Annotated in this window: 11 protein-coding genes; 4 read left to right on the forward strand and 7 right to left on the reverse strand. The window is 58.0% G+C overall.

The genetic code is table 11. The features are described from left to right. Positions 1-162: 162 nt before the first annotated feature. Positions 163-1332 (forward strand): pyridoxal phosphate-dependent aminotransferase, encoded by a 1170-nt coding sequence (locus tag ACN28Q_RS24600; protein WP_095848739.1) that lies wholly within the window; start codon positions 163-165, stop codon positions 1330-1332. Positions 1333-1361: 29 nt separating this feature from the next. Here ACN28Q_RS24600 and ACN28Q_RS24605 read toward each other — a convergent pair whose 3' ends face one another. The 3 genes from ACN28Q_RS24605 to ACN28Q_RS24615 form a co-directional block, all read right to left on the reverse strand. Further along, a complete protein-coding gene (locus tag ACN28Q_RS24605) occupies positions 1362-1883 on the reverse strand; it encodes a chromate transporter (RefSeq protein ID WP_095848740.1) in 522 nt (173 codons plus the stop codon). After that, positions 1880-2449, reverse strand: coding sequence for a chromate transporter (locus ACN28Q_RS24610; protein WP_095848741.1), 570 nt, complete (start codon positions 2447-2449; stop codon positions 1880-1882). The genes ACN28Q_RS24605 and ACN28Q_RS24610 overlap by 4 nt, the downstream gene beginning before the upstream one ends. Before the next feature lie 416 nt (positions 2450-2865). Further along, positions 2866-4161 (reverse strand): aminotransferase class I/II-fold pyridoxal phosphate-dependent enzyme, encoded by a 1296-nt coding sequence (locus ACN28Q_RS24615; RefSeq protein WP_095848742.1) that lies wholly within the window; start codon positions 4159-4161, stop codon positions 2866-2868. A 148-nt stretch (positions 4162-4309) separates the two neighbouring features. Between ACN28Q_RS24615 and pdxY the strand changes: the two genes are divergently transcribed. Beyond that, complete coding sequence (gene pdxY, locus ACN28Q_RS24620; RefSeq protein WP_095848743.1) at positions 4310-5149, forward strand: pyridoxal kinase; 840 nt, start codon at positions 4310-4312, stop codon at positions 5147-5149. An 8-nt stretch (positions 5150-5157) separates the two neighbouring features. Here pdxY and ACN28Q_RS24625 read toward each other — a convergent pair whose 3' ends face one another. The 3 genes from ACN28Q_RS24625 to olsF form a co-directional block, all read right to left on the reverse strand. Beyond that, positions 5158-5874: a flagellar brake protein gene (locus ACN28Q_RS24625; protein WP_095848744.1), complete on the reverse strand. Its 717-nt coding sequence runs from the start codon at positions 5872-5874 to the stop codon at positions 5158-5160. Positions 5875-5947: 73 nt separating this feature from the next. Then, positions 5948-6730, reverse strand: coding sequence for an N-formylglutamate amidohydrolase (locus ACN28Q_RS24630; protein WP_095848745.1), 783 nt, complete (start codon positions 6728-6730; stop codon positions 5948-5950). Between the two features lie 117 nt (positions 6731-6847). Beyond that, positions 6848-8551, reverse strand: coding sequence for a bifunctional ornithine lipid synthase OlsF (gene olsF, locus ACN28Q_RS24635; RefSeq protein ID WP_095848746.1), 1704 nt, complete (start codon positions 8549-8551; stop codon positions 6848-6850). Between the two features lie 272 nt (positions 8552-8823). Between olsF and ogt the strand changes: the two genes are divergently transcribed. Next, positions 8824-9345 (forward strand): methylated-DNA--[protein]-cysteine S-methyltransferase, encoded by a 522-nt coding sequence (gene ogt / locus ACN28Q_RS24640; RefSeq protein WP_095848747.1) that lies wholly within the window; start codon positions 8824-8826, stop codon positions 9343-9345. A 2-nt stretch (positions 9346-9347) separates the two neighbouring features. Here the strand turns inward: ogt and ACN28Q_RS24645 are convergent, their stop codons facing one another. Continuing rightward, entirely contained in the window at positions 9348-10301 is a 954-nt protein-coding gene (locus ACN28Q_RS24645; protein WP_095848748.1) for a sugar-binding transcriptional regulator, read from the reverse strand. A 186-nt stretch (positions 10302-10487) separates the two neighbouring features. On the opposite strand from ACN28Q_RS24645, the gene dalD reads away from it, so the two are divergent. Further along, on the forward strand, positions 10488-11873 hold the full coding sequence (dalD, locus tag ACN28Q_RS24650) for a D-arabinitol 4-dehydrogenase (protein WP_095848749.1): 1386 nt from the start codon (positions 10488-10490) through the stop codon (positions 11871-11873). The last annotated feature ends 7 nt before the right edge of the window (positions 11874-11880 follow it).

The raw sequence follows: 11880 nt of genomic DNA on the forward strand, positions 1-11880 counted from the left end.
GCTATAAAGAGCGGGCTATCACAAGGTGCATTATAATGCATCATCATGATGCACTATAATGCACCTTCATTTAATTAATCATATAAATCAGCTAATTAACTATTGGCATGCATCCTGCTTTGTCTTGAGTGAAGTTTGAATCTTTACAAGGAGAAAGTAGATATGTCAGAAAACAACGTATTAAACGCCAAACGCAGACAACTATTAAAACTTTCAGGCGCACTGATGGGCGGTGTCGCACTGGCAGGATTGCAGCGCAAGGCGCTGGCCGCCGCCCCCAGCGGCGTCAGCAATTTCCAACCCCCGACGGCAGAGCACCCAATCCGCATAAACTTCAATGAGAACCCGCTGGGTATGTCACCCAAGGCGCAGGCCGCTGCGCGTGAGGCGGTGAGTAAAGCCAATCGTTATGCCAAAGAAGAGATTATCGCCCTGCGCAGCAAGTTGGCCAGCCAGTATCAGGTGCCGGAAACCGCTATTCTGCTCACCGCCGGCTCTTCCGAAGGCATTCGCGCCGCGGTGGAGGCCTATGCCACGCTGGATACCCAGTTGGTGATCCCCGAACTGACCTATGGCGATGGCGAACACTTCGCCAAAATCGCCGGCATGAAAATTACCAAGGTGCCGATGCTCGACGGCTGGCAGTTCAATATCGAGGGCCTGAAAAATGCCGTGGCAAGCTACGCCGGCCCGTCGCTGGTGTATTTGGTGAACCCCAACAACCCCACGTCAACCATTACGCCGGCGGATCTGATCGAGCCGTGGATCGCCAGCAAACCGGCCAACACACTGTTTATCGTCGACGAAGCCTACGCCGAATTTGTTAACGATCGCCGCTTCCGCTCCGTCGGCCCGTTAATCCATAACGGCGCCGATAATGTCATTCTGTTGAAAACATTTTCGAAAATCTTTGCCATGGCGGGGATGCGGGTTGGCTATGCGGTTGCCCAACCGGCGCTCATCGCGCGGCTTGGCAACCATGTCGCCGGTGAGAAAATAAACTTCTGCGGGGTGGATGCGGCGCTGGCGTCACTGGACGATCACGCTTTTATCGCTTACAGCAAAAAGAGCAACGACACCGCGCGGCAAATCCTGCTGCAGGCGCTGGATCAGTTGGCGATCCCTTACCTGCCTTCAGAGGGAAACTTTGTTTTTCATCAGCTCAACGTGCCGCTGAAAGATTACCAACAGCAGATGAAAAGCGCCGGCATCCTGGTTGGCAGGGCGTTTCCGCCGGCCGATAACTGGTGCCGCGTCTCACTCGGCACCCCGGAAGAGATGGCGTTCGTGGCGAAAACCATGCACCAATTCCGCGGCAAAGGCTGGGTATAACGCACCGGGGCCCACGCGGGCCCTACTTTTCATGCCGTCAACAAACCGAGCAGCGCGCCCCCGGCCAGCACCCACAGCGGGTGAATGCGTTTGCTCATGCCGAACCCCGTGGCGAACAGGATCAACACCGCCAGCCGCCAATTGGTAGCCGAGGCTTCAGCAATCAGAAGCCCGCTGGCCGCCACCAGGCCAACGGTCACCGGCACCAGCCCAGCCTGCACAATGCGCCGCCACGGTTTATCTTTGAAACGCTTCCAGGCGTTCATCACCAGCAGCGTCACCACCGACGAAGGGCCGAACTTGGCCACGGATGACACCAACAGCCCGGCCCAGCCTGCGACATGCCAACCGATCAAAGGCACCACCATCATATTCGGCCCCGGTGCCGCCTGCGCCATGGCAAACAGCGCGCTGAATTCCTGGGCGCTCATCCAGTGATGCACTTCGACGACCTGGCGCTGCATTTCCGGCAGGATCGACACACCGCCGCCAAAGGCCATCAGCGAAAGCTCGGTGAAGATCAGCGCCAGCGAGATCAATACCCCCGTCATTGGCGGATCTTCCATGTCAGCAAAATACTGAGCGGCGCCAACACCAACATGGTTGGCAACAAGGGCAAACGCAGCCAGGCGATAGCGATCAAGCATGTGGCAACAAGGGTTAACGACAACCATTTACCGCGCAGCGGCAGCAGCATTTTTAAGGCGGTAGACAACAGTAACCCTGCGGCGGCGGCAGCCAGGCCGGCAAACACGTGCTGCACATGAGGATCATTCTGATAGCGGGCGTACACCACCCCCAGCCCGATCACGATGGCGGTCGGCGCGCAGATCAACCCCAGCAGAGCACACAGCGCCCCGCGTAGCCCACGAAACTCCATCCCCACGGCAACGGAAAGGTTGATGATATTGCCGCCGGGCAAAAACTGGCACAGGCCCAACAGCTCGGTGAATTGCTCGCCACTCAACCAACGGCGTTCTTCCACCAACATATTACGCGCCAACGGCAACACGCCGCCAAAACCGATCAACCCCAGCATTAGAAATCCGGTAAACAGCTGGGTTGCGGTAGGCGGCGCACTGAGTTGTTCTGCGCCAAGGGTTTTCGTTTCTGGCATGGCGTTCCCCTTCTGGTGTTTATCATCGTCTATTGCCACGTATCAGGCAGTAGCGCACAAAAGCGCGTGGCGCTATGTAGCTATAGCGCACTGAATTTAACACGACTGTAAACTAGGCTGTGTCCCGCAATAGTGCGTGAGTGCCGCTGGTGGTCATTGGGCTGCGCGTCAAGGCGCAAGCCGTGCGGTTTGGCGGGCCCAAATAAACGGCGAGCAACGCAGGAGCGCGGCCCAATGGCCCCAGCCCGGAGGGTCGTGCCCCCAAAGCCCGTCCTCTGCGTTATCGGGCTTGAACATAGGCCCACTATGCCCTGCGCCCGAAGCCTTGATGACGGGCTTTGGACGCAACGACGGCACCACGACCTATTACGGGACACAGCCTATATTTGCGGATATATCCTGCGCGCGCCACGGCCTTAATTCACCTGCACATTGGCCTGCATGGCGGCGCAAAGATCTTGCGCCAGCGTGGTTAACTGTTCCTCGGCCACATTCGCCAGGCTAATGCGCAGCGCCGGGCCGCTTTTCAGCCGGAACGGTTCGCCGCTTTGCACCAGCCAGCCACGCTGCGCCATCAGTTGGCAGGCGGCCGTTTCCGAGCTCACCGGCAGCCAAAGATACAGCCCTTCCCCCGGCGGCAAAGAGATGCCGGCCAACTGCTGCAGTTTTTCTACCAGTAACTGCCGCCGCTGGCGATAGACCTGCCGCGCCTGCGCCAGCACCTCGCCCGCTCCGGCCCAGAGGGTTGCCGTCGCCTGCTGCAAAATATGGCTGACCCAGCGCTCGCGGATAGATTGATCGGCGCGCATCGCCTGCAACACTGCGGGCTTGCCGCAGGCCAGCGCAATGCGCAAATCCGGCCCCAGGAATTTACTGACCGACAGCACATACAGGCCGTGTGTACCGTCAAACGGCAGGTGCAGCGGCTGGCTGGACAGTGGGCCCCAGAAATCGTCGGCGATCGCCAGGCAATCCGGATTTTGGCGCAAGAACACACGCCAGCGCTGCGCCCGTTCGGCGCTCAATGCCAACCCGGTCGGGTTTTGCGCGCGTGGGGTAAGGATCACCGCGCAGCCCCGCTCGCTATGGCTCTCCGGCAGGCAACATCCCTGTTCGTCGAGCGGCAGCGGCAACGCCTTCAGGCGCAGATGACGCAGCAGGGTGAGCAGCGGTGGCCAGCAGGGATCTTCCACCCAGATGGCGGAACCGGGCACCGCATGGCAGCGCAACGCCTTTTCAATGGCGTCCAGCGCGCCGGAAAACACCGCCAGGCCATCGGCCGCCACGCCCTGCCCAGCCAGCCATTCACTCCCCAGCGTACACAGCGCCGGCAAATCTTCGCTAACGTCATAACCGCTATGCTGTGGGAAAATATCTGCGGCGGTGAACGCCAGGCGCGGCAGCAGCGCCGCATCCAGCTTGCCGCTGGCGAGATCCCGCATGCCCGGTGGAACCGGCAAAGGGCTGCGCGCTACCGGCGCCAATGGTTGTAACACCACCGTCCCGGCGCGGCCGCGGGTAGCCACCAGCCCGGCATTACGCAGCTTGCCGTACGCGCTGGCCACCGTATTGGGGTTAACGCCCAGCGCCTGCGCCATTTTCCGCACCGGATCCAACACCTCGCCCGGCTTCAATTCACCGGCTTTAATCTGTGCGCTGATATGCTCGGCTATCTGGACAGCGCTGCCGCCTTTTGCATAAAATGAATTCATACATATCCATTTTTGTACTAGTTCAAATAAGCATAGCAGCCTCTCGCCGCTCAAATAAAGCTGGCGAGATAAAAAGATGATCGGCCTAACATTTATCATGTTTTCCGCCCAGGCCGTCGGGGCTGACCGCCATAACTGAGGAAACACCATGCAACAGAACCCCACGCTGCGCCCGCCGCTGATTGACGTTATCACCATCCAATCGCAGGTGGTTTATGGCAGCGTTGGTAACGGTATTGCCTATCGCGCCCTGCTCAAAAAAGGCCTGGAAGCCTTGCAGGTGCCCAGCGTGTTGTTTGGTTGCCCACCTTACTACGGCGCCCCCAGCGGCGGTGTGATCCCCGACGATTGGTTCAGCGGTTTTCTGGAAGATTTACTTACCCGTGGGGTCGTCCAACGGGCGCGCGCCATCGTTATCGGTTATCTGGGGAACGTTTCGCAGTGCCATATCCTGGCCAATTGGCTACCGCGCGTTCGCAGCGTTAACCCGGCAATTCAGATCTATATCGATCCGGTAATGGGCGATTACGGTGAAGGGATCTACGTGGATGAACGTATCGTAAACTGCTACCGCTCCCCTTTTCTGCAGCTCGCCAACGGCCTGACGCCGAACGGCTTTGAACTTGAGCAACTGTGCGGCCGCAAGCTAAACAGCCAGGAACAAACCCTGCAGGCCGCGCAGGAATTGCTGAGCGGCAAAACGGAATGGGTGCTGGTGACCAGCGCGCCGGGCATCGCGAAAAGCGCTGATGAAGTGGGCCTGCTGCTTGTCAGCCATAACGATGTGCAAAGTTTCTGCCATCCTAAACGCCAATCGGCGGTCAAAGGCACCGGCGATCTGTTCACCGCGTTGCTGATTAGCTATCTCCTGAACGGTAACAGCCTGCGGGAAGCCATATTGGCGGCCAGCAGTGAAGTTTGCGAGGTTTTAACTGAAGCCGAACGTTACGGCTGGGAAGAGATCGGCAGCCTGCGCGCCCTCGGCTGAGGCGCAGTTCAGCGCCGTTTCCTTTTATTAAAATCCAGTTCCAGCGCAAACACCGCGCTTTGCAGTTTGCGCTCCATCGCCAGGCTTTGATTAACGAAACGCCAGGACAAACGCCAGAAACAATGCTCACGGTTGTCGTCGTCAAGTTCGCAATCTTCACTGACGCCGACCAATTCCATGTTGACGGTAAAACTGCCGTACTCTTCCAGATCCAGCTTCGCTTTTTTTAACTGCAGCCCGCTAGCTATACAGGCGGGGAGCACACCATCAATACGCAAGCCAACGCCGCCGGCGGACAGATTATGGATGGGGAACACGTAGCGCCGGCCGCCATGCTCGGCATGGCATAAAAAACCGCGCCAGGACGGGGTGATGATACGGAACTGGCGCCGGCGTTGAATGTAAAACAGTGCTTTCGGCAATTGAGCCATATAAGCAGATTGCTGCGAGAACTGAACCGGCTCCACCTGTTGGACGGAAAATTCGATCTTGGCATCGTGGCTTTCGATCTCGAATTTCAACGGCTCCCCCGGGGGGCGGTTCATCTGATCCTGATCACAACAAAATACGATATTATCGGCCCCGACGCTTAGGAGCCTGGCGTGAAATCTTCGTTGCTCGTTTGTTATACGCATTGATATGCGTTGTTTATGGATTTCACGTAAAATTGCGAGCACTTCAAAACGATCTTCCTTGATAAACAATCCGTTATCGATATGCTCCATTCATTTCTCCCAGAGAATCCATTATCAGACTTACAATATCTTGACAGTATAATCACTGGGAATAATTTGGAAATCAATTTTGCCAGCGTTGCCACGCTTGGGTTAACAAACGCACAAAACGTGCCGCCCAGGCCTGCTGGCCGGCGCTATTGGCCAGCAGATCCTGGCGGATCTCAACCCCCACATACGGCAACTGACGGCCGCTGGCATGCACCGGCAGCGTATAATCCGTGGCGTCCGTCATCGCATAAGGCTCATTAAGCCCAACCTGCAGGTCCCCTTCCTCACGCAACAACTCGGCCAGCAATAACGCGAATTCAGGCTGGCGGTTGAACAGCAGCCCCACCTGCCATGGGCGCGATACCCCCTTAAACACCGGCGTAAAACTATGCATGGCAATGATCACCGTTGGCCGTTGCCGCAGTTGCCGGGTGGTTAACACCTCGTCGATCATGCGGTGATACGGCTGGAAGATCTCTTGCTCACGCGCCAACGCCTGGGCAGCACCGATGTCAACGTTGCCGGGGATCGGCGTCAGTTCAGAAAGCGTGGGAATTGAGCTGGCAATACCGGGAGTGCGGTTGCAATCAATCACCAGGCGGGAATAGTGCTGATGGATCAGGGTGGCATCCAGCTCCTGGCTGAGGCGGCGTGAAACGGCCAAAGCCCCGATATCCCAGCCGATATGCCGGTCAATTTCGCCCGGCGGCAGGCCAAGATCGCCCAGGCAAGCAGGGATGGCCTGCCCGGCGTGATCGCACAACAAAAGAAAGGGTGACTCGCCCTGCGGCGTTTCAATGACGGCAGGGGCAAGATCCGCCGGCGACAGCAGCGGCGGGACGAACGGTGTGGACATATCATAACTCCAGCAGAAAAACGTTATCTTAACGTTTCCCCCGCGCCGGGCCTACGCCCTTGTTTAGATCAAAGCGGCATAGCTTGTGCCTATCCACACCGTGGCGCAGCAATGCGCCTATTGCTGATGCACCGCAATATAACGCTGATAACGCCCCGGTTTCAGGCGCGAGACATCAACCAGAACCAACCCGTCAATGCAGTTATTAAACGCCGGATCGGTACCGAAATCGATAAACTGCACCCCGCCCGGCTCGCACAGCTCGGTGTACTGTTTATACAGCGTCGGGATCGAACAGCCGATATTGTTCAGCAGGCTTTTCAACCGCACCAGATCTTCCTGATAGTTATCGCCGGCAAACTGCGCCAACACCTGCGGCAACGAGGCAGGATAAGGCTGGCGAGACTGCGCCAGTGAATGATCCGGCGCAAAATAGAGCCGGTAAAACGCGATCAGCAGATCGCGCGCCGCCACCGGCATCGTGCCGGACATCGACACCGGTCCAAAGAGATAGCGGTATTGGGGGTACTTCGCCAGATAAGCGCCGATCCCCAGCCACAGATAGTCCAGCCCCCGTTTGCCCCAATAGGCCGGTTGAATAAAACTGCGGCCAAGCTCAATCCCCTGTTCCAGAATCGGATTCATATCTTCCCCGTAATGGAACAGGCTATTGCTGTAAATACCCACCAGGCCTTTTAGCCTGAGTTGCTCGGCCGTGGGGATAAAGCGGTAGGCGCCGACGATCTCCAGTTCGTCTTCATCCCACAGCACCAGGTGGTAATAGTCGTCGTCAAAATTGTCCAGATCGCGCCGGCGGCCTGAACCTTCCCCCACGGCGCGGAAGGCGATTTCACGCAGGCGGCCAAGCTCACGCAGAATCGGCGTGCGCGCTTCATCGCGGCGGCGATACAGATAAATGACTTTGCCGTCCGGCGTGGTGCCCAATAGCTCACACGCGGCCAGCGCTTTTTTCAACTCGATGCGGTCTTCCTGCAAGGCGATGGGCGCTTCGCTCACGAACAGCCCTGGTTTGCCTTGCCCCAGGCGGTATACGTGGCGGCGGAAACGTTCAGCCAACGCCTTGGCGCTGGTGTGGCCGTCATACCAGTTGGTAAAGGCAATGCGCCCGCCGATACGGAACTTGATTTCCCCTCCCTGCTGCTGAAACATCTCTCGCACCAGCAACAGGGTGGAAAGCGGCCGGTAAAGCATGGAAACGCAATAGAACAGGCCGCTGTTGCGCGCCGCGATATGCACCGGCACGATCGGCGCGCGGGCTTTGGCCGCCAGCCGCAGAAAACCGGTGTGCCAATGCCCATCGCGGATGCCATTCATGCTCATGCGCGAAACCTCCCCGGCGGGGAACAGGATCAGCGCGCCCTGGGCATTCAACTGCGCTTGCATCGCTTCGATCTGCTGGCGATTGGTCTTGTAGCCGATATTGTCCACCGGCACGAACAGGCTGCGTAGCGGCTCAATATGATTCAGCATCTGGTTGGCCACCACTTTGACATCCGGCCGAACGGCTGCAACCGCACGCAGCAGCGCCAGCCCGTCAAGCGAACCGATAGGATGATTCGCCACCAACACCACGGGCCCTTCGGCGGGGATATTCTCCAGGTCACCTTCGGCCAGCTCGCAGCGGATATTAAAATGGTCCATCACCTGCTCGATCAGATCCAACCCGCGCAAATACGGGTAATCCGCAGCAAATTGTTTGAATTCTTTTTCGAAGAGGAGCGCTTTTAGCAGGCGGCGCTGCCAAGGGGGAGTCTTGCGGTCTGGGAAGGCATCGTGCAGCAAGGTGTCCAAGTTAAACATCGGTGTTATCTCCTGGCCTAGTCGCTTGCAAACTTAGGCTAGCGCCATGACCTTAACATGTCATATTAATGACAGAAAAATGAAATCCCTCCATTCAGGTATAGCAAAATATTACAAAATTTCGCCATGACTATGGCCTGTGGCAGTGGCGGCGCCAGACGGTGCGCACGCACAGGCATCGCCGCACCGCAAAAAATCCATGTCCGGAAGCCGCCATCACCGGATGCCAATGCATGTGATAATCTGTTCATCAACATAACGGAGTGACCAGGATGCAAAACTTCTATATTGATCGAATGGCGAGCCCGCTGGGCGAGTTGCTATTGATTGCCGATGCGCAGGGCCAACTGCGAGGCCTGGACTGGGGCGACCATGAAGCACGGCTGATGGCGCTGATGCACACGCATTACCGCACGGCCCCCTTCCAACTGCAGGAAAAAAGTAACCCCGGGGGCCTGACCGAGACGTTAACGCGTTACTTTGCCGGCGATCTGGCGGCCATCAATGATGTCGCGGTATGCACCGCCGGCACGGAATTCCAGCACAGCGTCTGGCGGCAATTGCGCCTGATCCCATGTGGAGAAGTGATCAGCTATGGCGAATTGGCACGGCGCATCGGCCGCCCTACCGCTTCACGCGCGGTAGGCATGGCCAACGGCGCCAACCCGATCAGTATCGTCGTGCCTTGCCACCGGGTGATTGGTGCCCAGGGGGCGCTGACGGGTTACGCCGGCGGCGTACATCGCAAAGCCTGGCTGCTGCGCCATGAAGGCTTTCTGCCGGCGCAGGGCTAAGGCTAAGCCCCTTCGGCCCATAGCCCGGCCGCGGTTTCTTCATCAGTTACCAGGCCGTTAATCCATTGGCCCGCCAACGCCGCGCGGATGGCGCTGTATTTTTCCCGGCCACCGGCCAGAGCGATCACGGGTTTTTCCGGCCGTTGGCGCAGGCTAACGCTGGTCAAACGCCCATCCAGTTCGCTGGCGACCCGCCGGCCTTCGCGATCGATAAAGTGGCCGAGCATTTCAGCCACTGCATTGTCCGCCTGCAGGCGCTCAACCTGCTGTGCGGAGATAAAACCATCCTGGTGCAGCGGGCACTGGCGGCCAATAGTACCAATGCCGATGAAAGTGACATCCGCCTGATTGGCTTTTTCACTGACCGTACGGTAAATCCGGTGATTGCACCATAGCGCCCGGTCCTGTTCACCGTCGGCAAACAGCGGCGCCGGCAAAATAAAGTAGCGCCCCTGGGTTTTCTCCGCCATCCATAACGGCACATCGTAACGAGTACAAGAGCCGTCGGAGGCTATCGCGCCGATCAGCGACACGCAGCTGTGCTGCGGCCGTTCGAATTCCGGCAGTTCATCAATCGCCGCCTTAAGGCTCCGCCCCGATCCCACGCCGATAATCAACGGTTGCTCACTGCGGATAAACTGCGCCATTACCTCTGCGCCCGCTACCGCCACTGCGCGATTGATACCCGCGGCCGCCATGCCCTGGCTCGGCACCACCTGACATAACCCCAGGCTGAAGCGCTCGCGCAATTGGGCGGCCAGCGCCATGCAGCGGCCCTCCGGATGCGAGATGGTCACGCTAACCAACCCGTTGTCTATTGCGCAGGCGACCAGCCGCTGCGCCACCTGCCGTGAAACGCCCAGCGCATCGGCAATCTCATGCTGCGTTTGCCCGGCGACGTAATACATCCAGGCGGCGCGTGCAGCCTGATCCAGCTTCTTATCATGTTTCGTCATTTATCCAGCCCATAGGTAAAGCCACTGCGCGCCATTTTACTGCCGAACGGCCAATGCGATGTGGTCAATTTGCACATTTGTGAGCCAAAGCCCACTAAATGGGCAAAAGTTTATCTAAGCTACACGCCAGCAATAGAGCAATTGCCCAACAAAGGGGCCAATGCCCAAATCACTAACGGAGTGCATATGAATCAAAAAGCAAGTGCTTCCCCGGCCGTGTGGCTGCATATCGGCGCAGGATCTTTCCACCGTGCCCATCAGGCCTGGTATCTGCATCGCTTGATGGTAAGCGGTGATAAACGCTGGTCGATTGCCCTGGGTAACATTCGCGACGATGCCGCCCCCTTGTTAGATGCGCTGGCGGCGCAAGATGGCCGTTACGTACTGGAAACCGTCACGCCGCAGGGTGAGCGCCAGTATGAAACCATTACCTCAATCCAACAGGTGATACCGTGGGATAAAGAACTGGCGGCGCTGACCGCGCAAGGCGCCAAACCCGAAACCAAGGTCATCTCGTTCACCGTAACCGAAAGCGGCTATTACCTGGATAATCAATTCAACCTCGATCAGTCTAACGCTGACGTTCAAGCCGATTTGCAGGGCGGATGCAGCACCATTTACGGCGCTGTCACACAGATTTTACAGCACCGTCAGCGGCTAAATAGTGACCCTGTCACATTATTGAATTGCGACAATCTGCGCCACAATGGCGACCGCTTCCGCCACGGGCTGAAGCAGTTTCTCACCCTGCGCCGCCAGGATGCGCTCATCGCCTGGATTGACAGCCACACCCGCTGCCCCAACACCATGGTGGACAGGATCACGCCGCGCCCATCCCCCGAGGTGGCCGAACGCGTCGCCCAGGCGACTGGGTTCCACGATCGTGCGGCGGTAATGGGCGAAGCGTTTATCCAATGGGTCATCGAGGATGATTTCATTGCCGGCCGCCCGGCGTTGGAGAATGTCGGTGTCGAAATGGTCAATTCGGTGCTGCCGTATGAAGAAGCCAAAATTCGTATCCTGAACGCCAGCCATAGCTGTATCGCTTGGGCCGGCACCCTGATTGGCCAGCGCTATATTCATGAAAGCACCGATACCGATGCCATTCGCCAAATGGCGTATGACTATGTTACCGAGGATGTTATCCCTTCCCTGACGCCCAACCCGCTCGATCTGGCGGCCTACCGCGACGTGGTGCTGGAGCGGTTTTCCAACCCCTATATCCGCGATACTAACCAGCGCGTCGCCGCCGACGGCTTCTCGAAAATCCCCGGCTTCATTACCCCGACGTTGCTTGAATGCTATCAACGCGGGCAACAACCGCGCGCCACCGTGCTGCTACCCGCCTTGTTCTTCGTCTTTATGCAACGTTGGCATGAAGGCACCCTGCCTTACGACTACCAGGATGGCATTCTCGATGCGCCAGCGGTACACCGGATGTTTGCGGCTGAAGATCCGCTAGCAATTTATGCCGCCGATGAAAAACTGTTTGGCGAGTTGGCGCACAGCGAAAGCTTCGCCCAACTGCTGCGCCAGGCGATTGCCCGGATCAACCATTGGCTGACCGCCTAAAGGAGCT

This window comes from Gibbsiella quercinecans, assembly GCF_002291425.1.
Lineage (GTDB): Bacteria > Pseudomonadota > Gammaproteobacteria > Enterobacterales > Enterobacteriaceae > Gibbsiella > Gibbsiella quercinecans.